This is a genomic window from Aestuariivita boseongensis, from assembly GCF_001262635.1.
In the GTDB taxonomy this organism is placed as follows: Bacteria; Pseudomonadota; Alphaproteobacteria; order Rhodobacterales; family Rhodobacteraceae; genus Aestuariivita; species Aestuariivita boseongensis.
The window spans coordinates 1-24,797 of the sequence record NZ_JXYH01000053.1; the positions used below are offsets into that span (position 1 = coordinate 1).

The 24,797-nt window shown below is 62.4% G+C and carries 26 protein-coding genes; 14 read left to right on the forward strand and 12 right to left on the reverse strand.

Annotated features, from left to right (window positions below; translation table 11 throughout):
• Positions 1-122: 122 nt before the first annotated feature.
• Positions 123-521 (forward strand): hypothetical protein, encoded by a 399-nt coding sequence (locus tag TR61_RS16450; protein WP_050931618.1) that lies wholly within the window; start codon positions 123-125, stop codon positions 519-521.
• Between the two features lie 63 nt (positions 522-584).
• Here the strand turns inward: TR61_RS16450 and xseA are convergent, their stop codons facing one another.
• The gene (xseA, locus tag TR61_RS16455; RefSeq protein WP_050931619.1) at positions 585-2,123 is read right to left on the reverse strand and encodes an exodeoxyribonuclease VII large subunit; all 1,539 of its coding nucleotides are present in this window, start codon (positions 2,121-2,123) and stop codon (positions 585-587) included.
• Between the two features lie 78 nt (positions 2,124-2,201).
• On the opposite strand from xseA, the gene purD reads away from it, so the two are divergent.
• The 3 genes from purD to TR61_RS16470 all read left to right on the forward strand — a co-directional run bounded on the left by purD (position 2,202) and on the right by TR61_RS16470 (position 4,918).
• Entirely contained in the window at positions 2,202-3,473 is a 1,272-nt protein-coding gene (gene purD, locus TR61_RS16460; protein ID WP_050931620.1) for a phosphoribosylamine--glycine ligase, read from the forward strand.
• 52 nt (positions 3,474-3,525) lie between these two features.
• Positions 3,526-4,371 (forward strand): MBL fold metallo-hydrolase, encoded by an 846-nt coding sequence (locus TR61_RS16465; RefSeq protein WP_050931621.1) that lies wholly within the window; start codon positions 3,526-3,528, stop codon positions 4,369-4,371.
• Between the two features lie 310 nt (positions 4,372-4,681).
• Positions 4,682-4,918, forward strand: coding sequence for a hypothetical protein (locus tag TR61_RS16470; protein WP_050931622.1), 237 nt, complete (start codon positions 4,682-4,684; stop codon positions 4,916-4,918).
• Between the two features lie 202 nt (positions 4,919-5,120).
• On the opposite strand, the gene TR61_RS16475 is transcribed toward TR61_RS16470, so the two are convergent.
• Positions 5,121-5,825, reverse strand: coding sequence for an FG-GAP repeat domain-containing protein (locus TR61_RS16475; protein ID WP_050931623.1), 705 nt, complete (start codon positions 5,823-5,825; stop codon positions 5,121-5,123).
• Positions 5,825-6,148, reverse strand: coding sequence for a 2Fe-2S iron-sulfur cluster-binding protein (locus TR61_RS16480; RefSeq protein ID WP_050931641.1), 324 nt, complete (start codon positions 6,146-6,148; stop codon positions 5,825-5,827). Before TR61_RS16480 ends, TR61_RS16475 begins: the two co-directional genes overlap by 1 nt.
• Positions 6,149-6,304: 156 nt before the next feature.
• Here TR61_RS16480 and TR61_RS16485 point away from each other — a divergent pair, with 156 nt between their 5' ends.
• Together TR61_RS16485 and TR61_RS16490 are read left to right on the forward strand one after the other, a co-directional pair.
• The gene (locus TR61_RS16485; RefSeq protein ID WP_050931624.1) at positions 6,305-6,709 is read left to right on the forward strand and encodes an OB-fold nucleic acid binding domain-containing protein; all 405 of its coding nucleotides are present in this window, start codon (positions 6,305-6,307) and stop codon (positions 6,707-6,709) included.
• Positions 6,710-6,766: 57 nt separating this feature from the next.
• On the forward strand, positions 6,767-7,309 hold the full coding sequence (locus tag TR61_RS16490) for a peptidoglycan-binding domain-containing protein (protein WP_050931625.1): 543 nt from the start codon (positions 6,767-6,769) through the stop codon (positions 7,307-7,309).
• Positions 7,310-7,386: 77 nt separating this feature from the next.
• Here TR61_RS16490 and TR61_RS16495 read toward each other — a convergent pair whose 3' ends face one another.
• The 6 genes from TR61_RS16495 to rpiA form a co-directional block, all read right to left on the reverse strand.
• Positions 7,387-8,865: a Do family serine endopeptidase gene (locus tag TR61_RS16495; protein WP_050931626.1), complete on the reverse strand. Its 1,479-nt coding sequence runs from the start codon at positions 8,863-8,865 to the stop codon at positions 7,387-7,389.
• A 153-nt stretch (positions 8,866-9,018) separates the two neighbouring features.
• On the reverse strand, positions 9,019-9,222 hold the full coding sequence (locus tag TR61_RS16500; protein WP_050931627.1) for a DUF2065 domain-containing protein: 204 nt from the start codon (positions 9,220-9,222) through the stop codon (positions 9,019-9,021).
• Positions 9,223-9,231: 9 nt separating this feature from the next.
• Positions 9,232-10,107, reverse strand: a complete 876-nt coding sequence (hflC, locus tag TR61_RS16505; RefSeq protein WP_050931628.1) for a protease modulator HflC — start codon at positions 10,105-10,107, stop codon at positions 9,232-9,234.
• Positions 10,107-11,264 (reverse strand): FtsH protease activity modulator HflK, encoded by a 1,158-nt coding sequence (gene hflK, locus TR61_RS16510; RefSeq protein ID WP_050931629.1) that lies wholly within the window; start codon positions 11,262-11,264, stop codon positions 10,107-10,109. The genes hflC and hflK overlap by 1 nt, the downstream gene beginning before the upstream one ends.
• Before the next feature lie 71 nt (positions 11,265-11,335).
• A complete protein-coding gene (locus tag TR61_RS16515) occupies positions 11,336-12,799 on the reverse strand; it encodes an FAD-dependent oxidoreductase (RefSeq protein ID WP_050931630.1) in 1,464 nt (487 codons plus the stop codon).
• A gap of 171 nt (positions 12,800-12,970) precedes the next feature.
• Positions 12,971-13,759, reverse strand: coding sequence for a ribose-5-phosphate isomerase RpiA (gene rpiA, locus TR61_RS16520; RefSeq protein ID WP_050931642.1), 789 nt, complete (start codon positions 13,757-13,759; stop codon positions 12,971-12,973).
• 138 nt (positions 13,760-13,897) lie between these two features.
• On the opposite strand from rpiA, the gene TR61_RS16525 reads away from it, so the two are divergent.
• The 4 genes from TR61_RS16525 to TR61_RS16540 all read left to right on the forward strand — a co-directional run bounded on the left by TR61_RS16525 (position 13,898) and on the right by TR61_RS16540 (position 18,328).
• Complete coding sequence (locus TR61_RS16525) at positions 13,898-15,112, forward strand: adenylate/guanylate cyclase domain-containing protein (protein WP_050931631.1); 1,215 nt, start codon at positions 13,898-13,900, stop codon at positions 15,110-15,112.
• 70 nt (positions 15,113-15,182) lie between these two features.
• Positions 15,183-15,902 carry a glutathione S-transferase family protein gene (locus TR61_RS16530; protein ID WP_050931643.1) on the forward strand — a complete coding sequence of 240 codons (720 nt, stop codon included), beginning with the start codon at positions 15,183-15,185 and terminating at the stop codon, positions 15,900-15,902.
• A gap of 1 nt (position 15,903) precedes the next feature.
• Positions 15,904-17,277: an L-serine ammonia-lyase gene (locus tag TR61_RS16535; protein ID WP_050931632.1), complete on the forward strand. Its 1,374-nt coding sequence runs from the start codon at positions 15,904-15,906 to the stop codon at positions 17,275-17,277.
• Positions 17,278-17,386: 109 nt separating this feature from the next.
• Positions 17,387-18,328, forward strand: coding sequence for a DMT family transporter (locus TR61_RS16540; protein ID WP_050931633.1), 942 nt, complete (start codon positions 17,387-17,389; stop codon positions 18,326-18,328).
• Here TR61_RS16540 and TR61_RS19725 read toward each other — a convergent pair.
• Positions 18,246-18,866 (reverse strand): thiamine diphosphokinase, encoded by a 621-nt coding sequence (locus TR61_RS19725; RefSeq protein ID WP_245626910.1) that lies wholly within the window; start codon positions 18,864-18,866, stop codon positions 18,246-18,248. The two genes, TR61_RS16540 and TR61_RS19725, sit on opposite strands and share 83 nt — an antisense overlap.
• A 209-nt stretch (positions 18,867-19,075) precedes the next feature.
• On the opposite strand from TR61_RS19725, the gene TR61_RS16550 reads away from it, so the two are divergent.
• The gene (locus TR61_RS16550) at positions 19,076-21,211 is read left to right on the forward strand and encodes a hypothetical protein (protein WP_050931635.1); all 2,136 of its coding nucleotides are present in this window, start codon (positions 19,076-19,078) and stop codon (positions 21,209-21,211) included.
• A 244-nt stretch (positions 21,212-21,455) separates the two neighbouring features.
• Positions 21,456-22,364, forward strand: a complete 909-nt coding sequence (locus tag TR61_RS16555; protein WP_050931636.1) for an MORN repeat-containing protein — start codon at positions 21,456-21,458, stop codon at positions 22,362-22,364.
• Between the two features lie 31 nt (positions 22,365-22,395).
• On the opposite strand, the gene TR61_RS16560 is transcribed toward TR61_RS16555, so the two are convergent.
• Together TR61_RS16560 and TR61_RS16565 are read right to left on the reverse strand one after the other, a co-directional pair.
• Positions 22,396-22,632 (reverse strand): DUF2842 domain-containing protein, encoded by a 237-nt coding sequence (locus TR61_RS16560; RefSeq protein WP_050931637.1) that lies wholly within the window; start codon positions 22,630-22,632, stop codon positions 22,396-22,398.
• Between the two features lie 9 nt (positions 22,633-22,641).
• Positions 22,642-23,934 carry an adenylosuccinate synthase gene (locus TR61_RS16565; RefSeq protein WP_050931638.1) on the reverse strand — a complete coding sequence of 431 codons (1,293 nt, stop codon included), beginning with the start codon at positions 23,932-23,934 and terminating at the stop codon, positions 22,642-22,644.
• A 149-nt stretch (positions 23,935-24,083) separates the two neighbouring features.
• Here TR61_RS16565 and TR61_RS16570 point away from each other — a divergent pair, with 149 nt between their 5' ends.
• Positions 24,084-24,479, forward strand: coding sequence for a DUF6524 family protein (locus tag TR61_RS16570; RefSeq protein WP_050931639.1), 396 nt, complete (start codon positions 24,084-24,086; stop codon positions 24,477-24,479).
• On the forward strand, positions 24,476-24,694 hold the full coding sequence (locus tag TR61_RS16575; protein WP_050931640.1) for a hypothetical protein: 219 nt from the start codon (positions 24,476-24,478) through the stop codon (positions 24,692-24,694). Before TR61_RS16570 ends, TR61_RS16575 begins: the two co-directional genes overlap by 4 nt.
• The last annotated feature ends 103 nt before the right edge of the window (positions 24,695-24,797 follow it).

The window sequence follows — 24,797 nt, forward strand, 5'->3', positions numbered from 1 at the left end:
GCGGCGCATGATGGACCACCGGGCGCGAAAATGGGCAGGACCGGCTGCGCAACCTGCCGCCGATCCGGCGCAGCGCGCAGCGGCCCTTGGCACCGGGTGACGGGATCTGTCACAGTCGGCGCATGCACCGCCTGATTTCGATTCTGTTCCTGACCGCCCTGCCGTCCACCCTGCTGGCGGACATGACAGCCGAAGAGTTTGAGCGCTATGTCACCGGCAAGACGCTGTTTTACAGTCAGAATGGCCAAGAATATGGGGTGGAGCGGTACAAGGAGAACCGACAGGTCGAATGGTCGTTTCTGGATGGCGAATGCACGCCGGGCTTCTGGTATGAGGAAGCAGGCAATATCTGCTTTGCCTATGATGGCTGGGCGGAGGTGCAATGCTGGAGTTTTACCCAGACGCCCCAAGGGCTGATAGCGGAGTTTGCCCGGCCCAACGAAGACGGCACGCGCAACGAGTATCTGGCCTATGAAAAAGACGAAGAGATGATCTGCTTTGGGCCCGACACTGGGGTCTAGGCGTCGATTTTTCGAAAAATCGACATCCGGGCGCGGGGCCGTTTTTCGAAAAACGGCGTGCGCCTAGAAGAGTGAGCCTTGCTCGGGCGGTTTCGGTTTGGATTTCGGCGCGGATTTGCCGCCGACCTGCATCCGGCCATCGGCGAATTCGATTTCCAGATGTGTGGCTTTTTGCGCCTGGGCCTTGCGGGTCAGCACCTCTCCTTCCGAGCGGATCACGGCATAGCCACGCTCGAGCGTGGCTTTGTAGCTCAGGGTTTCGTGCAGACGCCCCGCCTGTTCAAGCTGTGCCTTCCAGCGGGCGGTTTGAGAGTGCCCGGCCTGCGACAGGCGGCGCTCCAACCGCATGAGATCTTGCTTTTTCTGCTGCAGATCCGCCTGCAGTCTTTGCGGCTGCAACAGGCGCGCGCGTTGGGAAAAGGCCTCGCGGCGTTGGGTGACGGCACGCGACAGCGCCGGGGCCAGGCGGTTTGACAGCCGTGTGAGGCGGTCTTTTTCGCCCGCCACCATCCGGCCCAGCACACGCGGTCGCAGGGAACCTGAAAGCTCGGTCAGACGCAGCTTGCGCCGCTGGACACCACGGTCCAAAGCGGCAGGCAGACGGTCAGAGGCCACGTCGAGCCGTTGCCGCGCCGCATCCAGAAGCGTGCCTGGCTTCGGCAGGGCGCGGCCCAGATCGGTCAGGCGCTGGCGGCGTTGGGTCAGGCCCGTGGTGATCCCGCGCGACAGGCGCGCGCCCTGGTTTTCGGTGAAGGCCAAAAGCTCCATCCGGACAGGCACCGCGAGTTCCGCCGCCGCCGTGGGCGTGGGTGCGCGTTTATCTGATGCGTAATCGATCAGCGTCGTGTCCGTCTCATGCCCCACGGCGGAAATCAACGGGATGTCAGAGGCGGCAGCGGCGCGCACGACGGCCTCCTCATTAAACCCCCAGAGATCTTCAACCGACCCACCGCCGCGCGCGACGATCAGCAGATCAGGCCGCGGCAAGGCCCCGACTGGGGTCAGCGCGTTGAAGCCGGCAATCGCACGGGCCACTTCGGGGGCGCATTTTTCGCCCTGAACCGCCACGGGCCAGATCAGCACCTTGCGCGGGAACCGGTCGCGCAGGCGGTGCAGGATATCGCGGATCACGGCGCCGGAGGGAGATGTGACCACGCCGATGACCTCCGGCAGATACGGCAACGGCTTCTTGCGTTCGGGTGCAAAAAGCCCCTCGGCGGCCAGCTGCGCCTTACGCTTCTCCAGCATGGCCATCAGCGCGCCCATGCCTGCGGGGCGGATCTCCTCGATCACCATCTGGTATTTCGACTGGCCCGGGAAGGTGGTGAGGCGGCCCACAGCCACGACTTCCATCCCCTCTTCGGGCTGGGTGACCTGTTTGGCAGCGACACCTTTCCACATGACACCCGCCAGCACCGCGCGGTCGTCTTTCAGATCCAGATAAATATGGCCCGAGCGGGGACGTGACACGCGGCCCACCTCGGCCCGGATACGGACATGGGAGAACTCCCCTTCGATCATGCGTTTGATTGCGCCGGAGATTTCCGAGACCGAAAATTCCGGTGCGTTCTGGCCCGGTTGGGGATCGTCGATCAGGTCCATCTTACCCGCCTTGTCACTGCTTGGTCCTCAGCTTAGAACGCAGGCCAGAAAAGGCCAAGCAAACGAGAGGCATTGCCGATGAATATCCTGATTTTGGGCAGCGGCGGGCGCGAACATGCCTTGGCCTGGGCGGTGATGCAGAACCCCAAATGCGACAAGCTGATCGTGGCGCCCGGCAATGCGGGGATCGCCCAGATTGCCGACTGTGCGACGTTGAACATCGAAGATGGCGGCACGGTGGTGAATTTTGCCGAGGCCAATTCGATTGATTTCGTGATTGTCGGGCCCGAAGCGCCCTTGGCCGCAGGCGTTGCGGATCGTTTGCGGGAGGCAGGGATCTTGGTCTTTGGGCCGTCGGCTGAGGCCGCGCGGCTGGAGGCCTCGAAAAGCTTCACCAAGGAGATCTGCGATGCCGCCGGTGCACCCACCGCAGGGTACGGGCATTTCACCGATGCGGAGGCGGCGAAGGCCTATGTCCGCGACCAAGGCGCGCCGATTGTCGTGAAGGCCGATGGATTGGCCGCAGGCAAAGGCGTGATCATTGCCGAGACGGTGGAGGATGCCGAAGCGGCGATTGACGACATGTTCGGCGGGGCCTTTGGCGGCGCGGGCGCTGAGGTCGTGATCGAGGAGTTCATGGAGGGCGAAGAGGCGTCGTTCTTTGTCCTCTGTGACGGGGAAAACGTGCTGCCCATCGGCACCGCGCAGGATCACAAGCGGGTTGGCGAAGGCGATACCGGGCTGAACACGGGCGGGATGGGGGCGTACTCCCCGGCCCCGGTGCTGACCGATGAGATTGCCGAAAAGGCTCTGGATCAGATCATCCGGCCGACGATGGCAGAGATGGCCAAGCGCGGCGCCCCCTATCAGGGCGTGCTTTATGCCGGGCTGATGATCAAGGACGGCCAGCCGCGGCTGGTGGAATACAACGTGCGCTTCGGCGATCCGGAATGCCAGGTGCTGATGATGCGGCTGGGTGCGCAGGCGATGGATCTGATGCATGCGGCAGCCGAAGGGCGGCTGGGGGAGGCTCAGGTGAACTGGGCCGATGATCACGCGATGACGGTGGTGCTGGCGGCCAAGGGCTATCCGGGGGCCTATGAGAAGGGCTCGGTCATCGGGGGGCTCGACGCGCTGCCCGAGACCAGTTTCGAGATGTGTTTTCACGCAGGCACCACGGAAGCGGACGGCAAGATCACAGCCTCTGGCGGGCGCGTGCTGAACGCCACGGCGCGCGGGGCGACATTGGCCGAAGCGCGGGATCGGGCCTATGCCATGGTCGATGCGATTGACTGGCCTGAAGGTTTTTGTCGGCGCGATATCGGGTGGCGGGCGCTGGGCCGGGATTGACCGAACAGGCAAAACCGCGATCATGGGTGCCCTGATATAAGGGAGGGCCACCATGCTCACACGGATTGGCGATGTGGAAATCTGGCGCATTCTGGAAAGCGTTGATCCGCTGTATGAGCCCGGTTTTATCTTTCCCAATATCGACCCGGATGGGGCGGAGTTGCTGGAGCGGGCCGCACCGGGATGCATCTGCGCAAAAAGCGGAAAACTCAGCCTGCCGATTCAGGGCTTTCTGCTGCGCACGCCGGATCACACGATTTTGGTGGATTCTTGTGTCGGCAATCACAAAACCACGCGCGTTCCGGCGTGGAACAAGCGCGAGACGGGGCGGTTCATGGCGAGCCTGGCTGCGGCGGGTGTGGGGCCGGATGACATTGATTACGTGATGTGCACGCATCTGCATGTGGATCATGTGGGCTGGAACACGCGGTTGGAAAACGGCGTGTGGGTGCCGACCTTCCGCAAGGCGCGCTATCTGTTGCCGGAGGCGGATGTGGAGTTCTTCGGGGCCGAGGGTGGACCGACCTATACCGAAAGCGTGCTGCCGGTGAATGCCGCCGGTCTGTCGGAAACCGTCTCAGGCGCACATCAGATTGGCGAAGCCGTGCGGCTGGTCCCCACTCCGGGCCATTCCCCGGGCCATGTGGCGGTGGAGATCATCAGCCGGGGCGACCGGGCCCTGATCACCGGCGATGCGTTGCACACGACCGTGCAATGCGCCCGGCCTGAGTGGCATTTTGTCTATGATGCGGATCCCGTGCAGGCCGTGGCCTCGCGGCGCAGTTTGCTGGAACACACCTCTGAGGGCGGGCATCTGGTGATCGGGAGCCATTTCTGGCTGCCCTCGGTCGGACGGACGCAGGTCAATGGATCGGCCTTTGACTGGGTGCCGCACTGAGCGCAGCAGGTATGGCCCGCTCGGGGTGACCCGGCAGGCTGCATCGGCGATCTTTATGAAGTGAACCGTCAGGGAGCGGGCCCGCATGAGATATGATGGGCTCATGAGGGGCCGGGTTGTAAATCCGGCTGGCCCCATGAAAAGCGCGTGAAAGCACCATCGTCCTGATCGTGCCCGGGGGTTGGTTAGGCCACACCGGGCGTGCAATTGCGAGGATGGTTATCCGGGCAAAGGGTTGAGAATATGTTGGAGCACCGTGCGGTGGCGTCGCGTGGATTGACCGGTGGTCTGCAACGGCTAGGGTGGCTGCATGATCAGACGCGTTTCAGTTTTAGTTTTTCTGCTTCTGACTGTGGTCTTTGGGTATTTTTACTATGCTCAGTATGTCAGGTGGCGGGATTGTTTTGATCAGACGGGCCGGTGTTTTGATGCGGCATCCGGCACGGTGTATCTGGAGCAATCCGGTGTGGCGTGGTTGACGTTGACGGCTGCGAGTTTGGCGGTGGCTCTGTTTCAGGTCTATCGGATGCGCCAGTCAAAGCCGTGATCCGGCTAGGTCACGAGCCGTGCCAGCGCCTGTCTGTAGGGTGGCGCATAAACGATAGTTCACTGCGCTTTATGGCAGCCCAGTCATCTTCCGAATATTCGATGCTCTGACGCCCAACAAAGCGCCAGCCTGCGGGGACAGGCAGGCGCTGGCACGGCGGCTTCGCCTTGATTCCGTGCCCGGGTATTGAACAGATTGGGGGCTAGGGGCAGGTCAGCTCGACATCTACAGACGCGCGACCTTCGAAGCGGCCGATGGGTTCGGCCTCCAGACCACCTGCCCCAAACGTCACGGACATGATGTTGCGCCAGCTGGCATCAGCCACGATCATCTCGGGCCCCTGTCCACAATCTCGCAGGCCGCCGGTGATGTAATCCTCGCCAATCCGGTGATTGGTCAGGCCCGGCAGGGTCGCGACCTCATTGAACCCGTCAGGCGTATAGCGCCAAACTCGCAAAGTCTTGGCAAGATGCGGGCGGTCGATATAGGCCACCTCGATCTGTCCGTCGCCATCCAAATCCGCAGCACCAATGGGCGCGAGCCAGCGAAAGCGCGTGCCGATGAACGGCGTGCGGGCGATCTGGCGTAATTGGCCGTTCTCAAGCCCCCAGATGACGAGCCGTCCGCCTTCGGCCTCGTGGCTTTCCACGGTGACCACCTCTGGCGCGCCGTCGCCGGTGACGTCCCAAAGCCGGGGGGCCACGTCTTCAAAAACCAAAGTCGCCTCGTATGAGGCCGACAGCACGCGGCCATCCGACAGGGTCACGTCAAGCTGGGTGTATTCGATGTCGTCGCCCAACACGCCATGGGGATAGCGATCGGTCGGGCCGCTATAGCTGGCATCCGTGATAGTCTGCGCCCCGGCGGCAGAGCCGAGGCAGCACAACACCAGCGCCAGCGTGCGCATCAGATCTGCTTTTCGGGCATCTGGACGATCAGACCGTCCAGTTCGTCGGTGACTTTCAGCTGGCAGGTCAGGCGGGAGCGCACCGGATCGGGCTCATAGGCGAAATCCAGCATATCCTCTTCCATGTCGTCCTTTTCCGGCAGTTTGCCGACCCAGTCGGGATGCACGTAAACATGGCAGGTCGAGCATGCGCAGGCCCCGCCGCAATCGGCCTCGATCCCCGGAATATTGTTGTCGCGCGCGCCTTCCATCACGGTCAGGCCATTGGCGACCTCAACCACATGTTCTTTGCCGCCATGCTCGATATAGGTGATTTTTGCCATATCGTCGTCTTTCCCTTTTTCCCAGGCGCGGCCCCAGCGGGCCCTGCGCAAACATCCCGAAACTCTCTAGCCAAGCCATGTAGGACGCGCCACCCCATTTTGCGAGGGTTGATCGCGTGGCTTGCGTTAAATGGCATATGTTCTATTTTTGTTCTCATGTCCGATCTAATGCTTTACATTGACCCAACGCAGCCCGGGCCGCCCACATGGCCCCGCCCGCCATCGTGTCTGACCGCGGCGCAGATGGATCTGCCGCCCATCGGCGCGCGGATCACGGTGGCGGGGCTGGTCATCCTGCGCCAGCGCCCCGGGACGGCCAAGGGCGTGATCTTCCTGACGCTGGAAGATGAGACGGGCGTGGTGAACATCATCGTCTGGCGCAACATCTATGAACGCTTCCGCCGCGCAGTGATCGCGGGGCGCATGCTGCGCGTCACAGGCCGGATGCAGCGCGCCCATGGCGTGACCCATGTGCTGGCCGAAGAGATCGAGGATATCTCGGACATGCTGGATCTGCTGCTGGCCGAAGACGGGCCTGCGGGCATGCCGGCCAACCCCTAGGCGCGCCCTTCAATTTACGGTAAGCTGCCCGTCAACCGCCCCGTCAGAGGCCCGGAGATGAGCAGACCCTTCCTTCGCCCCGCGGCTGTGTCCGCGCTGATGGCCGCCGCTTTGGCGGGATGTTCTGCTGCGCCGGTGCCGGATGTCCAGGCGCTGCGAGAACCCGATCTGGCCTTCATGACGCAGGTGGCCCCGCCCGGCGCGGCGCCCGGCACGTGCTGGGGCAAGACGACCAGCCCCGCAGTGATCGAGACAGTGACCGAACAGGTGCTGTTGCAGCCCGCGCAGGTGTCGACAGACGGCACGGTGATCACGCCCGCGATCTACAAGACCGAAACCCAGCAGCGGATCGTGAAAGAACGTAAAGAGACCTGGTTCGAGACCCCCTGCGCGGCGGAGATGACGCCGGAGTTCATCGCCTCGGTCCAGCGGGCTTTGACGGTGCGCAAGCTCTATTCCGGCCCCGTGACCGGGGAGATGGACGCGCGCACGCGGGCTGCCATCCGGCGGTTCCAAAGCCCTCAGGGGCTGGATTCCGGGATCCTGTCGCTTGCGGCGGCGCGGCAGCTTGGGCTGGCGCGCGCGGTGTCCGAGGGCTGAGGCCGCATCCGTTGGTCTGGCAAAGAAAAACGTCCCGCTGATGAGCGGGGCGTTTTCGGTCCTGTATCCTGTCAGGCTTATTCCAGACCCAGCGCCACGAAACGCGGATCGCCGCCCCGACGCACCAGAAGCAGGAGCGATTTGCGCCCGGCCTCCTGCGCCTCGGCCACGCGATCGTCGAATTCGCCCAGCGTGGTGACTTTCTGCTGACCGGCTTCGGTGATCAGGTCCCCTGCACGCAGGCCTTTTTCAAAAGCCTCCGACGTTTCGTCGACATCAACAACGACAAGGCCATCCATGCCTTCGGGCACGCCGATTTCACCGCGAATTTCGTCGGTCAGGATCGACAGCGTCAGGCCCAGCACCTCTTTCTGCGCGGGCTCTTCGGGTTCGTCGTTTTCCATCACGGCGGGCACGGTGCGCTCGGCATCTTCGCGGCGGCCCAGGGTGATGCGGAAGGTCTGGGTCGATCCATCACGATAGACCACAACGCGCACGGTTTTGCCCACGTCGGTGTTGCCCACCTGGCGCACAAGACCACGGGTGTCTTCCACATCGCGGCCATCAAACGACACGATCACGTCGCCTGCTTCCAGACCGCCATCCTTTGCCGGGCCATCGGGCACATCGGTGATCAGCGCGCCAGCAGCGCTTTCCAGACCCATGGCTTCGGCCACGTCTTCGGTCACGTCCTGGATGCGCACGCCCAGCCAGCCACGGCGAGTTTCGCCGAATTCCTTCAGTTGATCGACCACACGGGTAACCACGTTCGAGGCCATCGAGAAGCCGATCCCGATCGAGCCGCCATTGGGCGACAGGATCGCGGTGTTCACGCCGATCACCTCGCCATCCATGTTGAACAGCGGACCGCCCGAGTTGCCCCGGTTGATGGCCGCATCGGTCTGGATGTAGTCGTCATAGCTGCCCGACAGCGCCCGGTTGCGCGCCGAGACGATGCCCGCGCTGACCGAGAACCCCTGCCCCAGCGGGTTGCCCATGGCGATCACCCAGTCGCCCACGCGGGCGGTGTCGCTGTCGCCGAAGGGCACGAAAGGCAGCGGGCCGTCGGCTTCGACCTTCAGAAGCGCGATGTCGGTGTTGGGGTCGGTGCCCACGACGGTGGCTTCCAGTTCATCCCCGTTGAAGAATTCGATCAGGATTTCGTCGGCGCCTTCGATCACGTGGTTATTGGTGACCAGATAACCGTCTTCCGAAATCACAAAGCCCGAGCCCAGCGCCGATGAGCGGCGCGGGCGCTGGCCGTTATTGCCCTGACGATCCTGGAATTCGCGGAAGAAATCCTCGAACGGGGAGCCTTCGGGCACGATGCCCTGCGGGCCGGTGCGGCCTTCAACCACCGAAGAGGTTGTGATGTTCACAACCGCCGGGCTGATCTTTTCGGCCAGAGGTGCCAGGCTTTCTGGGCGCGCATGGGCGGTCAGCGCCTGCGCGAGGACCAGCATGAACGCGACAAGGCCGGTCCAGAACAGGCGCATCAGCGCGATCTGGTTCCGGGTGACGATGGATTTGGTCACAGCGATGGACCGAGGTTTCATCCTCTTTCTCCTTCCATATCGCAACGCCTGCGGCAGGCGTCTTTCTTATATCTACCCTGTATCTAGGTTGCGCAGGGTTCAACATCAAACCGCCGCCCCATCAACGACCTGTGAAGGGCTGGAAACAATTCCGGCGGATTTGCGCCCAGCGGGTCAGAACCCGATCTGCCAGGCGCCCCAGACCATGATCAACCCCATGACCACAGCCAGCGCGCCCATCTGGCGCAGGGCGGTTTCGGGCAGCGTGCGCAGAATCTCGAGCATACGCTCCAAAAGCTGAGGGGCCAGCGCATAGGCCAGCCCCTCGACGATCAACACAAGACCCAGCGCCAGAAACGTGATGGCGATTGCGGTCATGGCAGTCCTTTATTGACTTGGCGCGGCAACACCGCTGGGAGACTTCAGATAGTTGAAGAATTCGCTATCCGGGCTCATCACCATGGAGGAATTGTTGCCCTGCAGCGCCCGGTCATAGGCCGTCAGAGACCGGTAGAATTCAAAGAATTCAGGGTCTTGCCCGAAGGCCTGGGCAAAGATCGCGTTACGGCGGGCGTCGGCCTCACCGCGGATGATCTCGGCCTGGCGCTGCGCGTCGGAGGTGAGTTCCACAACGGTCCGGTCGGCTTGCGCACGGACCCGTTGAGCGGCCTCGTTACCGCGGGCGCGTTCGTCTGTCGCTTCCCGTTCCCGTTCGGCGCGCATCCGTTCAAAGGTCGCATCCAGGTTTTCGGCAGGCAGGTCGGTGCGCTTCAGACGGACGTCGATGATTTCGATGCCCAAAGCGCGCGCCTCGTCAATCGCCCCGTTGCGGATGCGCAGCATCAGCGCGGCCCGGTCCGAGCTGAGGATGTCGTTTGAGGACACCGAACCCAGGATTTCCCGTGTTTCTGCGCGCAGGATCGAATCCAGACGGTTTTCGGCTGTTGCAATACCGCCCACACCCACGGCTTGACGGAACTGGTTCACGTCAAAGATGCGATACCGCGCGAAGGCGTCCACAACCAGACGACGGTCATCCAGAGGCGTGATTTCAAGCGGGTCGATATCACGGCTGAGAATCCGGTCGTCATAACGCACGACTTCCTGGATCAGCGGTATCTTGAAATACAGGCCCGGTTCTTCCTTGGTCGACACGACACGGCCGAATTGCAGGACCAGCGCTTTCTCACGCTCGTCCACGATGAAGATGGCCGACAGAACGGTGACGGCGGCCAGAACAACGATAGGGATCAGAAAACGCATCAGTTGGACTCCTGCGAAGAATTGCGGCGCAGTTCATTGAGCGGCAGATAAGGCACGACGCCCTGGCCGCCCCCTTCGCCCTGCTCATCCAGGATGATCTTGTCGACGCGGCCCAGCACCTGTTCCATCGTTTCCAGATAGAGACGCTTGCGCGTTACTTCGGGGGCTTTTGTGTATTCCTCAAGCACCGCAAGGAAACGGCTGGCTTCACCTTCGGCCTCGTTCACGACCTGGGCGCGATAGGCTTCGGCCTGTTCCAGAAGCTGTGCGGCTTCACCGCGCGCTTCGGCCAGAACCCGGTTGGCATAGGCATCGGCCACGTTCTGCAGACGGTCGCGCTCCTGTTCGGCGGCCTGCACGTCGCGGAAGGCCGCGATCACGGGCTGCGGCGGGTCGGCCTTGTCAAAGTTCACACGGATGATGTTCACGCCGGAATCATAGCTGTCGAGCGTGGATTGGATCAGGTCCTGCAGGCGGCCCGCAATGGCGCCCCGGTCCCGGTTGAGGATCGGCGCCAGATCGGATTGCGCGATGATCTCGCGCATGGCCGATTCAGACACGGCCCGGATCGTCGGGCGCGGGTCGCGCAGGTTGAAGAGGAATTTCGCCGGATCGTTGATGTTCCAGACCACCTGGAAATCGATATCGACGATGTTTTCGTCACCCGTCAGCATCAGACCGGCATCGCCGCCACGACCGCCAACACCGATATCTTCGGTCTGTTCGCGGGTCACCGGGATCACCTCGGCGGTGACAACGGGCCATGGGGCGAAGTTCAGACCGGGGTTTCCGATGGACGAAAACTCACCCAGGAACAGTTCGACCGATTGTTCTTCGGGCCGCACCGTATAGAAGCTGGCCATGCCCCACAGGATGATCGCGCCGATCACGCCCAGGCCGATCGTGCCGCGGGTGAAGAAGGGGCCGCTGCCCCGTCCGCGACCGCCGCCGCCCTCGCCCGAGCCGCCGCGGCCTCCCATCAGGACGCGCAGCTGTTCCTGGCCTTTTTTCATCAATTCGTCGATTTCGGGGATCTGAGGTCCGTCGCCTTCGGGCCGCCGGCCACCGCCGCCGCCACCCTGGCCGTTATTGCCCCTGTTCCCCCCGCTTCCGGAGGAACCGCCGCCCCCCCAGGGGCCGCCGTTATTTCCTGCCATCGTATCCTCTTTCCCGTTAAAACTGCCGCTTATGCGGTACGCATCGTAACTTGTGTGTTTTTTGCCGGATATCAAGCGCTCCGCATCGGGGAACGCATGGTGACGATTTCTTCCGACATGGTGGGGTGGACTGCAACCGTCCGGTCGAAATCCTCCTTCGTGGCACCCATCTTGATGGCAATGCCCGCCAGCTGGATCATCTCGCCCGCACCGGGCGCGACGATATGGCAGCCCAGAACCTTGCGCGTGGCCTTCGAGACGACAAGCTTCATCAGCACCCGGTCGGGCCGGTTGGCAAAGGCGGTGCGCATGGGCCGGAACGAGGTGCAATAGACCTCGATCTCTTCCTGGTCGCGGGCGGCTTCCTCGCTCAGGCCCACGGTGCCCAGTTCGGGCTGGGTGAAGACGGCGCTGGGGATCAGTTCGTGATCCACCGGCGTGGGGTTCGATTTGAAAACGGTTTCGACAAAGGCCATGCCTTCACGGATGGCCACGGGCGTGAGGTTCACCCGGTTGGTCACATCGCCGATGGCATAAATCGAAGGCACTTTGGTCTGGCTGTATTCATCGACGACGATTTCGCCCCGGCGGCCCAGTTCCACGCCCAGATCTTCCAGGCCCATGTCACGGCTGTTGGGATCGCGGCCCGTGGCAAAAAGCACGGCGTCAAACACCGCTTCCTTGCCGTTGCTGGCCTTGACCCAGACCGCTTCACCTTTTTCCCCGGTGCTGGGCAGAAGATCCTCGCTGGATTTGACCGAGGCGCCCATGGCCGCGTCCGATCCGGTGCCGCCCGTATTGCCCTTGGGCCGTTCGGCGGCGGCGGCCATTTCCAGGATATTCGTGCCCAGATGCAGGTCGATGCCGGCTTCTTTCATGGATTCCGCGATCAGCCCGCGCGCCTCGTCATCGAAGCCCCGCAGGATCTGCGCGCCGCGGTAATATTGTGTGACCTCAACGCCCAGACCGTTGAGAATGCAGGCGAATTCGCAGGCGATATAGCCGCCGCCGATGATCAGGATGGATTTCGGCAACGCCTTGAGGTGGAAGATATCATCCGACACCAGCCCCAGATGGGCATTGGGCAGATCGGGGCGCACCGGATGGCCGCCGGTGGCGACAAGGATGTGTTTGGCGGTGAAGGTCTCGCCGGTGGACAGCTCGACCGTATGCGGATCCTTGATCGTGGCCCGCGCGTCGAAACTGTCGACGCCGGAATTTTTCACCAGGCTGCGATAGATGCCTTCAAGGCGGTCGAGTTCGGTGTTGAGATGGCCGCAGAAGGTGGGCCAGTCGAACTCGCCCAGCGACATGTCCCAGCCATAGGATTGCGCCTCGGACGGGAGGGCCGCGAATTCCGAGGCGAAGACCATCAGTTTCTTGGGCACGCAACCCCGGATCACGCAGGTGCCGCCATAGCGGTCTTCTTCGGCCAGCGCGACATTGGCCCCGGCTTCGCCTGCGGCGACGCGCGCCGCGCGCACACCGCCGGAGCCGCCTCCGATGACGAAAAGATCATAGTCGAATTCACTCATGACATGCCTCCGCGTTCGTCGGAGCGAGGTATTTCATAGCATCCGAGGAAAGGCCAGACGGGTTTGGCGCCTGTGGATGGCGGGATCAGAAAGGTGGACATGGGGCGGGAAGGTCGTTGGAACGACCTTGAAAGCGTCTTGCAAGACGCTTTCAAGCCGCTTGCAAGCGGCTTAATCCGCCAGATCGCGGAAGAGGTTGTCATCCTCGACAAAATCCAGCCGGTCGGTTTCGACCGTGCCTTCGTTGATGTCGCGGATTTCGACCCGGCCATCGCCATAGCCCACGACAACCGTATCGCAGATGTCGATAAACAGGCCGTTCTCCACGACCCCCGGCATCTGGTTGATCACCAGCGCCAGTTGCCGCGCATTGCCGATGCGGTGGAGGTGCAGATCCAGGATGTGGTTGCCCTCGTCCGTCACGAAGGGCGCCTCGCCATTCATCCGCAGTGACGAATGGCGGCCCATCACGTCCATGGAGATCAGCGTCTCTTCAATCAGCGCCTGGGTGGTTTGCCAGCCGAAGGGGATCACCTCCACCGGCAGGGGGAAGGCGCCCAGTGTTTCGACCTCTTTGCCGATATCGGCTATGACAACCATGCGGTCCGAGGCGGTTGCCACGATCTTTTCCTGCAAAAGCGCGCCACCGCCGCCCTTGATCAGATTCAGATCGCCGTCGAATTCATCGGCCCCGTCAATGGTGATGTCGAGCCAGCGCGCCTCGTCAAGCGAGATCACCTCGATCCCCACATCCCGGGCCAGTTCCGCCGTGCGGGTCGATGTCGGCACGCCCTTGAAGCGCAGCCCGTCTTCGCGCACCCGCTCACCAAGGCAGCGCACCAGCCAGGCGGCGGTCGATCCGGTGCCCAGCCCCACGCGCATGCCGTCTTCGACATAGTCGGCGGCGCGTTTGGCGGCGACGAATTTCGCCTTGTCGATGGGGGAAAGTTCTCCGGTCATGGCGGCCTCCATGGGTTTGGGGCGTTTATACTGCGGCGCTGCGCAAAGCGCGAGGGTGGATTGCGCTTTTTGCCCCTGCACAGGTGACAGGAGCGAAGGGATGCGCCACGGTGTGCGCAAGGGATGAGGAATAAGCCTTTGGATTTATACGACGACCTGCGCTTGTGGCTCAGCGAAGAGGCCCTGCGCGAGAATGAATTCGACCAGACGTTGAAGGAACTGGCGCACCGGATGCGCGATGCCGGACTGCCGGTGGCGCGGGTCAATGTCGGGCGCATGATGCTGCATCCGGCGATCGGGCTTTATGATATCGAGTGGGAGGCTGAGACCGATCTGGTGCGCACCTCCATCCTGCAGCGCTCTCAGGTGACGCCGACCCTGGGGGACAAAACCCCCTTCGGTGAAGTCTCGTCGGGGCGTCAAAAGGCGGTCATCGGCGCGCTGGAAGACCCGGAAAGCCGTGCCTCCTTTCAGATGTTCGAAGACCTCTATGCCCGCGGCTATACGGGCTATGCCGCCTTCGGGCGCAATTTCGGACAGAAGCAGCACGTGTTCGAGGGGGTGCCCGAGGATTTCCGGGGCACTGCCATGTCCTTTGCCACGAAGCGCACGGGCGGTTTTTCGAAGCAGGAACTGGCCGCCCTGGCCGATCTGGTCACGCCGATCGCGGTATGCCTGCGCGTTGCGACCGAGAGGTTTCTGACGGTGGAACTGTTGTCCCACTACCTGGGGCGCGCCACGGGAGAGAAGGTGTATTCCGGACATAGCGCGCTGGGTTCGGGCACGCGCATCGAATGTGTTCTGTTTTACTCGGACATGCGCAAGTCGCTGGAGATCGCCACGGATATGGAGCCCGAGGCCTATCTGGGCGTCGTCAACAGCTATTTCGATTGCACCGCCGCTGCCGTTCTGGATCACGGGGGAGAGGTTCTGAAATTCATCGGCGACGGGGTGCTGGCCATCTTTCCCATCATCGAGGGGCGCAGGCCCAGGGCCAATATGTGCAGCGCAGCCCTTGCGGCAGCACGCGATGCGCGGCAGCGGGCGGCGCGGATGAATGAAGGGCGGGCCGAGGGGATACCGGAGGTCGAGTTCGGCATCGCGCTGCATGTGGGTAAGGTGATCTATGGCAATGTGGGCACGGCCAAACGCCATGATTTCACTGCGACCGGCCCAGCGGTGGGTTTGGCGGCGCGGATCGAGGGGCTGAGCGCGGATCTGGATATGCCCATTCTCGCCACGCGCGCCTTTGCGGATGCCAGCGCCGAGCCTGGGCAGGATCTGGGCAAGCATGCCCTCAAGGGCTTTGCCGATCCGGTGGCGGTGATCGGGTATGCTGCCAGGCGTGAGTGAGGTCCAAAATCCCCGCTGACCTGTCGGTTTTTGCAACTCCGCCGAGATGCGGGTGCCCTATACCGCCCCCATGAGCACGCCTTATGTCCTGCATTACGCCCCTGACAACGCCTCGCTGATCGTCCGGCTGGTGCTGGAAGAACTGCGCCTGCCCTACAAGACACGGCTGGTCGATCGTGCCGCGCGGGAGCAGGAGGGGGACGCCTTTCGCCAGATAAACCCCGCAGGTCTGATCCCCGCGCTGGAAACGCCGCATGGGGTCATGTTCGAAACGGCAGCCATCGTGTTGTGGCTGGCTGATACGCAGGGGCGCATGGCGCCGGCACCGGACGCGCCGGAGCGCGCGGCATTTCTCAGCCATCTGTTTTTTGCTTCCAACACGCTGCACGCGCAGCTGCGCATGATCTACTATCCGGAGAAATACGTGGGGCCTGACCCCGAAGCGCAAGCGCAATTGCGCCATCGGTTGCAACAGCCCAGCGCGCAGGTGATGACACTGCGCAATGCGCTGGCGTTGATGGATGAGTGGGCGATGGCGCGCGGCGATGATCCGGTGGTTGAGCCGACGGTGCTGGATTATTATCTTGCCGCTGTGATCCGGTGGTGCGGGCTTTACCCGGAGGGCCACACCGACTGGTTCGATCTGAACGAATACCCCGCGTTGCTGACCCTTGGCGAAGATCTTGAGATCCGCCCGGCGGTGCATGCAGCCATCAAGGCCGAAGGGTTGGGGCCTGCCCCCTTTACCAACCCGCGCTATCCGCAACCGCCCGAGGGGAGTGCCACCTGAGATGTTTCTGTCTGTTTTCGAGATGTTCAAGGTGGGGATCGGCCCGTCCTCCTCTCATACGATGGGGCCAATGGTGGCCGCCGCGAGGTTTCTGGACATGATGCGCGCCTCGCCCTTTCATTTCGCGGGGGTACGCGCGTCGCTGCACGGATCGCTGGCCTTTACCGGGGTGGGCCATGCCACCGACCGGGCAACGATCCTGGGGTTGGCGGGGTTCGTGCCCGAAACCTATGACGCTGAGAAGGCCGAAGCGGCGCTTGCCAAGAACCGCGAGACACAGGTGTTGTCGCCGGAGGGCCTCGGCGATCTGGCGTTTAATCCCGAAACCGACCTGGTTTTTGATTACGACACCCCCCTGCCCGGCCATGCCAACGGGATGATCCTGATGGCCACCGATGCGCAGGGCGATGTCACGCTGAGGCAGGTCTTCTATTCCATCGGCGGCGGCTTCGTGATGACCGAAGAGGAATTGGCCGCGGGCAAGGACACCGACGAAGGTGCCCCCGTCCCCTTCCCGTTCAAGACAGCAGCCGAGATGCTGGAGATGGCCAACGCGTCAGGCAAGTCCATCGCGGCGATGAAGCGGGCCAATGAGGTGTCGCGCAACGGGGCGGAGGGGCTGGCGCGTGGGGCGGCCCGGATCTGGGAAGTCATGAATGACTGCATCGACCGCGGGCTGAGCACAGACGGCATCCTGCCCGGCGGGCTGAAGGTCAAGCGCCGCGCGAAGGGGATTTATGATGCGCTGATTGCCGAACGTGGCATGAACCTGACAGCGCCGCATACGATCAATGATTGGATGAGCGTTTATGCCATGGCAGTGAACGAGGAAAACGCGGCCGGCGGGCAGGTTGTCACCGCGCCCACCAACGGGGCGGCGGGCGTGGTGCCTGCGGTGCTGCGCTACTACCTCGACCATGTGCCGGGGGCGAGCGGCGCGCATGTGGAGGATTTTCTGCTGACAGCGGCTGCGATTGGCGGGCTGGTGAAATACAACGCCTCGATCTCGGGCGCGGAGGCGGGGTGTCAGGCGGAAGTGGGCAGCGCGTCGGCCATGGCGGCGGCAGGTCTGTGCGCTGTGATGGGCGGCACGCCCGAACAGGTGGAAAACGCAGCCGAAATTGCGCTGGAGCATCACCTGGGCATGACCTGCGATCCGGTGGCGGGTCTTGTGCAGGTGCCTTGCATTGAACGCAACGGTCTGGGCGCGATCAAGGCGGTGTCGGCGGCCTCGCTGGCGCTGCGCGGGGATGGCACGCATTTCGTGCCGCTGGATGCCTGTATCGAGACCATGCGCCAGACCGGCGCGGATATGAGCGAGAAGTATAAAGAGACCTCTCTGGGTGGTCTTGCTGTAAATGTGCCCAATTGCTGAAGAACTTCGTGACGCGACTTGGCGTCATTCGCATGTATTTTTGATCAAATTCCGTTTTCGCGCCTGGCAATCGTTGCCTAGACCCTGAAGCGCACATAGCCTGCGTCTTATGACAACCGATCGTCCTCTTCTTGGCATCATGCTGATGCTGGGCTTTTGCATTGTCGCGCCCATGGGGGACGCGATTGCAAAGATATTGGGCGAAGAAATCCCCGTCGCGCAGCTTTTGGTGGTGCGTTTCGGGGTGCAGGCACTGTTTCTGATCCCCATCGTCTGGCTGGCGGGTATTCACTGGCGGATGCTCGGGCGTGTGCTGCGGCTGACGGTTTTGCGCACAGCGCTGCATATCCTGGGCATCGGCGCGATGTTCACCGCGCTGCAATATCTGCCATTGGCCGATGCCATCGCGATTGCCTTCGTGATGCCCTTCATCATGCTTTTGCTGGGCAAATACGTTCTGGGCGAAGAGGTGGGCATGCGCCGCCTGATCGCCTGCGCGGTAGGCTTTGCCGGCACGCTGATGGTGATTCAGCCCAGTTTTGCCGAAGTGGGCTGGCCCGCGCTGCTGCCGCTGGCGGTGGCGGTGAACTTTGCGCTGTTCATGCTGATCACGCGCCAGGTGGCGAAGGAAACCGACCCGATTGGCCTGCAGGCGGTATCGGGTGTGATGGCGACGGTTTTTCTGGTGCCGATGGTTCTTCTGTTTCAGAACAGCGGCGTTTTCGCGCTGAGCATCGTGACCCCCTCGCCCACGGACTGGTGGCTGTTGCTGACGATTGGCCTGCTGGGCACGGTCGCGCATCTGATGATGACGTGGTCGCTGCGCTTTGCGCCCTCGGCCACGCTGGCGCCGATGCAATATCTTGAAATCCCCGTGGCGACGGTGATCGGCTTTATCGTGTTCCGGGATCTGCCCAACGGTCTGGCCGCCATCGGCATCTGCGTGACCATTGCCGCCGGGCTTTACATTATCCTTCGCGAACGGGCCATGGCGAAGGCGCTTGCCGCAGCGCCGATATCAGCGCGCCCAGCATTGGACGCTGCAGAATAAGCAGCAGGTTTGGCGCCGCCACCTCGATACTGACCGAACCGCCGGTGGCGCGGTTCGACGTGCCCACCATCCGGCCCGGCGCGAGGGGAACGCCTTCGAGCGGCCAGTGCAGGCCGGTCGAACGGGCTTCGGCCTCGCCCAGCGGGAAAAGGGAAATCAGGGCGCCCTCCTCGGCCTCGAGGCTCAGGCGCGGGGGGCAGAGGCTGACGATCTGGTGTTCGCCCACAAGGATGCACGGCTGGTGCGCGGAGCGCATGAGCCCGTGAAACGTGGCCAACTGGTGATCGGTGCGCGGCCCCATGAACCCGGCCGCCAGGATCAGCGGCGCAGCGATGCGCAGCATGCATTTTTCGAAATCCGTGCTGTCCTGTTCGGGGATCTGGTGCAACTTCGTCTCGGGGATCTGCGCGCGGTGGTCGGGCGACAGGGAATCGAAATCCCCGATCACCGCATCCGGCATCAGCCCGGCGTCCAGCACATGACGCGCGCCCCCGTCCGCCGCAACAAGGGTGGGTGCCTGTGATCGCAGTGTTTCCAAAAGCGATCTTGACGCGCTACCCCCACCAACGAGGGTTACCATATCTTTGCTTTCAACAATTACGCCTGTCATGGCGCATAGATGCCCTTTTTGGAAACAGATCACAATCTGGCCACAAAATGATACCGTAATAGGCACAGATTCGGGCCGGTTTTGTCCCTGACGCTTTGGTAAACGGTTTGCTACAAAGAAATGAGGACGAGCATCCCATGGTACAAAACAACAAAATCCTGACCGTGTCCTATGGCACGTTCTCGTGCACCTTGGAGGGGTTTGACGACGCCTTCGGCACGATGAAAGCGATTGCGGAGTATTTCCGGGATCTTGCGGCCGATGACCGTTATTTCGGGGCCGAACCGCCGCAGCCCGATGTGGAGATGCTGGCCCATATCGCGCAGAAGGAAGTTGCGCGCCGAGTGGAAGCACATCAGGACCAGTCTGGCATTGTTCTGCGCGCCAGGGAGGCTGCCGAGGCGCTGGCCGTGCCCGCCGCCGCAGCCGCTGCGGCAGAAGCTGCGCGCGCCGCACCGCAGGACGAGGCCGAAGCCGAGCTGGTTGCGGACGATCAGGAAACCGCTGTTTCTGAACCCGAGGTTGAGGATGTTTCGGACGCCATTCTGGCAGAGCTGAGCGCGGCGGAAGACGAGGAGCCTGTGGCCGAGCTTGAGGAGCCAGTGGCGGAAGCCGAGGAGCCTGAGACCGAGGCCGAGGAGCCCGTGGCGGAAGCCGAGGAGCCGGTGGCGGAAGCCGAGGAGCCTGTGGCCGAGGTTGAAGAACCGGTGGCCGAGGTCGAAGAACCCGCGACAGAAGAGCCGGTTGCAGAGACCCGCGAAGAGGAAGCGGAAGACGACGCTGCCGCTTTCTTTGCCATGACCGAAGACGACATGGCGGAAGAAGAGCTGGCCGAAGAGGTTGAAGAGGTCGTCGCCGAAGAGGCCGCGCCTGAACCCGAGGCAGAAACCCCCGCCGCTGACAGCATCGCCGCCAAACTGCAGCGCATCCGCGCCGTGGTCTCGAAAGGGAACGCAAAAGAGGCGCGCGAGGATTTCTCGGAAGACGAACATGCCGATCCGATCGACACACCGTCTGAAACCGTGGATGCGAAGGACAAGATCTCGGCCCTGCTGAGCGGTCTTTATGCCAAGGATGAGGCCGAGGAAGAGGATACCGAGGAACAGGAATTCCTGGACGATGTAAACGATCGTCTGGACGCCCTTGACCCTGCCGATGACGCCGAGGACGAGGGCGAAGCCGACCTCGTGGCCGAGGCCGTGCAGGAAGACATCGCCGAAGACGCGCCGGAAGATGTGGACGAAGAAGAGCCCGCGCCCGCGCAGGCCCGTGTTGTGAAAGTGTCTAAAGAGGATTTCGACGCCATCCTTGCCTCGGATCGTGGTGAAGATCTGCCGACGGTGGATCTGAGCGACATGATGGATGAGGAAGACGAGGACGACGCGGAATTCGAAAGCTCGCTCTCGCCCGAGGATGAAGAGGATCTGATGCGCGAGCTGGCCGAAGTTCAGGCCGAGGCGCAGGAAGAGGATCTGGAGGATGACGAAGACGATGTCGATTCCCTCTTTGCCGACGCGGCAGAGAGCGATGAGGATTACGACTTTGCGTTCGAAGACGACGATGAGGACGAAGACGAAGACCACGCGATCCTGAGCGACGATGTGGACAGCGACGAAAACGTCTCGCGCCTGCTGGATGAGGCCGGTGACAAGCTGAGCGACAGCGAAACCAGCGATCGCCGCAGCGAGTTTGCCCATCTGCGCGCCGCCATGGCCGCCGGAAAGGCCGAAGAGGCGGCGGGCGGGTCGATGTCGGATGCCGCAAGCGACAATGCCTATCGCGAGGATCTGGCCCGCGTGGTCAAGCCGCGCCGCCCTGAATCCGACGACACCCGCGAGCGCAGCCGCCGTCCGCAGGATGAAAAGCCCGCCCCGCTGAAACTGGTGGCCGCGCAACGCATTGATGCCGAACCCGCGCCGGTGCAGCCGCGCCGTGTGATGTCGGCGCAGATGGAAGACATGGGCGATGACGGTGCGGATGGCAAAATGAAGTTCGCCGATTACGCCGAACAGGTCGGCGCCCATGATCTGCCCGATCTGCTGGAAGCCGCGGCAGCCTATCTGTCCTTTGTCGAGGGGCAGGAGCAATTCTCGCGCCCGCAGCTGATGACCAAGGTGCGCATGGTCGAAACCCAGGAGTTCAGCCGCGAGGACGGGCTGCGGTCTTTCGGCCTGCTGCTGCGTGACGGCAAGATCGAAAAGACCCAGGCGGGTCGCTTCACTGTCTCGGACCGGATTGGGTTCCGTCCTGAGGACATGCGCGCCGCAGGCTAAACCCCGCAAAGCGCATGTAAGAAAACGCACCCCCGTCCTGCTCGTCTGGGGGTGCGTTTTTCATTTTTGCCAGATCAGTCGGCAGCCCGCGGTGTGATCGCCTGATTTTTCGCAAAGCACGGCGCCGATGTCATCGCCCGGCCCGGACGGTTGCGATTGCATCCCCCGACGACTAGCCTTTCCGGAAAGAGGTGAGCCAACACCTGATATTCACAAGGGAATTTCACGGAAAGGAACGAGTTTGATGTTCACGCAAAGCCTGCGCCGCACAGGGGCGGCGATTGCCGTCTGCCTGCTGTCCACAGCCCCCGCATATGCGTTGTCGGATGTCTGCCGCTGGTTGGGACAGGGCAAGAACGCCGCGGCCCAGGCGGCGGGCGCAGAGATTGCAGAGGTGCGTCAGACCTATTCCAACGGTGTCTATATTGGCCAGAAATACGACGGAAACCGCTGCGGTCGCGGGGCCTATTATTTCGACAGCGGCACGATTCTTGTGGGTGTCTGGGACGTTGGAAAGATGCGACAGGGGATGAAGATCTTCCCCTCGGGCGCGGTCACCGTGGCCGAATTCGATGAAAACGGCGAAGTTGTGGACAACGCGGACAAGACCTTTCTGATCTATTCCTCGGGCGCGTATTACAAAGGCGGCTATCGCGACGGAAAACGTAATGGCGACGGGACCTTTGTGGGGTCCAAGGGTCAGGTCTATTCCGGCCCGTTTCGCGACGGAAAATATAATGGCGAGGGCAAGTATTGTTCGTTTGAACGGGAGTATTACTTCAAAGGCCGTTACGTGGACGGCAAGCGGGATGGCGAAGGCATCATACGGTACCTGGATGGCACTTTGATCGAAGGGGTCTGGCGCAGCGGCAAACTGTTTTTCGGAGTAGGCGAATACAAAGGCAAGCAGTCCATCTTTTATGCGGGCGACGGGGTAACAGAGGTGCGCAGCATTCAGAAATGGTGCGAAGCGCGCGACATGTACGGGGATCGCTGCGCGGCCGAGTATTCGCGACGCGCGTCCCTTGAAACGGTTGGCACATATACCTTCCCCAAGTCATTTCAGCCCTGTTACGATCGGCGTGACGCGATCGCCAAGGAACATGACGACCTGATGTTCGCCGTGCGTCAGATCAAGGAAAATCGGCCATAAGAAACTGATTTAAACGGAAAAGTGCGCGGGATCAGTCCCGCGCATCCGGATCGGCCACGCCGACGCCGCGAAAGATGAACTTGAACGGCAAGGCCCAGATGACGCCCAGCGCGACATAGATCAGCAGTTCGACCAGGATCGAGGGCCGGTCAAACCAGCTGACCACGGTGACCGCCGCCATGATGTAAAGCGGCAGGCCCACCAGCAGGATCACCAGCGACCAGCGCTTGCGCGCCTTATAGCTTAATCCGGGTTTGTCTGTGCTCATATCGTTCCCTCAGTCGGCGAACGGGTCTGTCACCAGGATCGTGTCGTCCCGCTCGGGCGAGGTGGAAAGTAGGGCGACGGGGCACTGGATCAACTCTTCGATCCGCCGGACATATTTGATTGCGTTTGCCGGCAGATCGGCCCAGCTGCGCGCGCCTTCGGTGCTTTCCGACCAGCCGGGCATTTCCTCGTAAACCGGTGTGCAGCGGGCCTGTTGGTCGGCCGCCGTGGGCAGATAATCGAGGGTTTTGCCGTCAAGTTCGTAGCCGGTGCATATTTTCAGCGTTTCGAACCCGTCCAGCACGTCAAGCTTCGTCAGGCTGATGCCGTTGACGCCGGATGTGGCGCAGGTCTGGCGGACCAGAACCGCGTCGAACCAGCCGCAGCGGCGTTTGCGGCCTGTAGTGGTGCCAAACTCATGGCCGCGTTCGCCCAGGCGCTGCCCGTCTTCGTCCAGAAGTTCGGTCGGGAACGGGCCTTCGCCCACACGGGTGGTATAGGCTTTGACGATACCCAGAACGAAATCGATGGAGCCGGGGCCGATGCCGGTGCCGGTGGCCGCCTGCCCTGCGATCACGTTCGACGAGGTCACGAAAGGATAGGTGCCGAAATCAATGTCCAGCAGCGCGCCTTGCGCGCCTTCGAACAGGATGCGTTTGCCCGCGCGGCGCTCTTCGTTCATCACCTTCCAGACGGGGCCTGCGTATTTCAGGATCTCGGGTGCGATCTCTTTCAGCTGGGCGATCAGGGCGTCGCGGTCGATGGGCTCAAGGCCCAGCCCGTTGCGCAGTGCGTTGTGGTGCACCAGCGCGCGATCCACGCGGGTGGCCAGCGTCTGGTCGTCGGCTAGATCGGCCACGCGGATCACGCGGCGGCCCACTTTATCCTCGTATGCCGGGCCGATGCCGCGCCCTGTGGTGCCGATCTTGGCCACGGAATTCTGGCTTTCGCGCGCGCGGTCCAACTCGCCGTGGAACGGCAGGATCAGCGGCGTATTTTCCGCGATCATCAGCGTTTCGGGCGTGATATCAACGCCTTGGGCGCGGATCGTCTCGATCTCTTTCAGCAGGTGCCAGGGGTCGAGGACAACGCCATTGCCGATCACAGACAGCTTGCCGCCGCGCACCACGCCCGAAGGCAACGCGTGCAGCTTGTAGACCGTCCCGTCGATCACAAGCGTATGACCCGCGTTATGACCGCCCTGGAAGCGCGCGATGATATCGGCGCGTTCGCTCAGCCAGTCGACAATCTTGCCTTTGCCTTCGTCGCCCCATTGAGCGCCGACCACCACCACATTGGCCATATCAGGTCATCCTTGAGATCGCATTGTCCAAACCCGCGCCCGTATACCGACCCGGAGGCAACAGGGAAACCTCAATTTCGCCGCAGGCGGCGCAAAGGCTGGACAGGGCAAGGGGCTTTGGGCAAGACAAAGCGAAAAAGGGCATCGGTATGGGCATTTTTCTCAGGTGGTTGTTCGCGTTCGTCCTGTTGTCCGCGACATATAATCCGACTCAGTGGAGTTATGCCCGGTGGTCTTTCGCGCATTACGAGACACACCTGTCGCTGGTGGTGTTCCTGGGCCTGGTTCTGGCGATCGGGTACATCATCTATCTGCGTGCCACATTACGGTCGATCGGGCCGTTCGGCATGGTTCTGATCCTGGCGCTGGTGGGTACGCTTTTGTGGGTGCTGTATGATTTCGGCATCCTGACGCTGGACAGCCGGCAGTTGAACACCTGGCTGGGGATCTTTGCGCTGTCGGTGGTCCTTGGCATCGGGCTGAGCTGGTCTATTGTCAGGCGCAAGCTGTCGGGTCAGGCCGATGTGGATGATGTGGACGAATGAAACGCGACCGAAAGCACGATTTCACCAAGTTTTATTATGACAAGGTTGCAACCGGCGAAGGCTGCGGCTGTGCCGAACGCGTGATCGACGTGCATGAGGCCGAGAGGCTGGCAGGCAAGCCGGTACTGCACGTCCCGCTGCGTTTGCCGCGCAAAGGGGATTTCCGACGGTTTTTGGCCAAGGCGGGGCTGACCTCGCGACCCAGGGGGCGCTAAGCCGGACGGGCGTTAGTCAGACAGGTGCACCGGCGCGCCATGGGGTGTCGTCAGATAGGCCTGCTCCCACGCGGATTTCATATCGGCGGCTTCGGCCCGGCCC

Coding starts and splice junctions, on each gene's coding strand:
- TR61_RS16450 (WP_050931618.1), top strand. CDS start 123: ATGCACCGCCTGATTTCGATTCTGTTCCTGACCGCCCTGCCGTCCACC.
- xseA (WP_050931619.1), bottom strand. CDS start 2,123: ATGGACCTGATCGACGATCCCCAACCGGGCCAGAACGCACCGGAATTT.
- purD (WP_050931620.1), top strand. CDS start 2,202: ATGAATATCCTGATTTTGGGCAGCGGCGGGCGCGAACATGCCTTGGCC.
- TR61_RS16465 (WP_050931621.1), top strand. CDS start 3,526: ATGCTCACACGGATTGGCGATGTGGAAATCTGGCGCATTCTGGAAAGC.
- TR61_RS16470 (WP_050931622.1), top strand. CDS start 4,682: ATGATCAGACGCGTTTCAGTTTTAGTTTTTCTGCTTCTGACTGTGGTC.
- TR61_RS16475 (WP_050931623.1), bottom strand. CDS start 5,825: ATGCGCACGCTGGCGCTGGTGTTGTGCTGCCTCGGCTCTGCCGCCGGG.
- TR61_RS16480 (WP_050931641.1), bottom strand. CDS start 6,148: ATGGCAAAAATCACCTATATCGAGCATGGCGGCAAAGAACATGTGGTT.
- TR61_RS16485 (WP_050931624.1), top strand. CDS start 6,305: ATGTCCGATCTAATGCTTTACATTGACCCAACGCAGCCCGGGCCGCCC.
- TR61_RS16490 (WP_050931625.1), top strand. CDS start 6,767: ATGAGCAGACCCTTCCTTCGCCCCGCGGCTGTGTCCGCGCTGATGGCC.
- TR61_RS16495 (WP_050931626.1), bottom strand. CDS start 8,865: ATGAAACCTCGGTCCATCGCTGTGACCAAATCCATCGTCACCCGGAAC.
- TR61_RS16500 (WP_050931627.1), bottom strand. CDS start 9,222: ATGACCGCAATCGCCATCACGTTTCTGGCGCTGGGTCTTGTGTTGATC.
- hflC (WP_050931628.1), bottom strand. CDS start 10,107: ATGCGTTTTCTGATCCCTATCGTTGTTCTGGCCGCCGTCACCGTTCTG.
- hflK (WP_050931629.1), bottom strand. CDS start 11,264: ATGGCAGGAAATAACGGCGGCCCCTGGGGGGGCGGCGGTTCCTCCGGA.
- TR61_RS16515 (WP_050931630.1), bottom strand. CDS start 12,799: ATGAGTGAATTCGACTATGATCTTTTCGTCATCGGAGGCGGCTCCGGC.
- rpiA (WP_050931642.1), bottom strand. CDS start 13,759: ATGACCGGAGAACTTTCCCCCATCGACAAGGCGAAATTCGTCGCCGCC.
- TR61_RS16530 (WP_050931643.1), top strand. CDS start 15,183: ATGAGCACGCCTTATGTCCTGCATTACGCCCCTGACAACGCCTCGCTG.
- TR61_RS16535 (WP_050931632.1), top strand. CDS start 15,904: ATGTTTCTGTCTGTTTTCGAGATGTTCAAGGTGGGGATCGGCCCGTCC.
- TR61_RS16540 (WP_050931633.1), top strand. CDS start 17,387: ATGACAACCGATCGTCCTCTTCTTGGCATCATGCTGATGCTGGGCTTT.
- TR61_RS16550 (WP_050931635.1), top strand. CDS start 19,076: ATGGTACAAAACAACAAAATCCTGACCGTGTCCTATGGCACGTTCTCG.
- TR61_RS16555 (WP_050931636.1), top strand. CDS start 21,456: ATGTTCACGCAAAGCCTGCGCCGCACAGGGGCGGCGATTGCCGTCTGC.
- TR61_RS16560 (WP_050931637.1), bottom strand. CDS start 22,632: ATGAGCACAGACAAACCCGGATTAAGCTATAAGGCGCGCAAGCGCTGG.
- TR61_RS16565 (WP_050931638.1), bottom strand. CDS start 23,934: ATGGCCAATGTGGTGGTGGTCGGCGCTCAATGGGGCGACGAAGGCAAA.
- TR61_RS16570 (WP_050931639.1), top strand. CDS start 24,084: ATGGGCATTTTTCTCAGGTGGTTGTTCGCGTTCGTCCTGTTGTCCGCG.
- TR61_RS16575 (WP_050931640.1), top strand. CDS start 24,476: ATGAAACGCGACCGAAAGCACGATTTCACCAAGTTTTATTATGACAAG.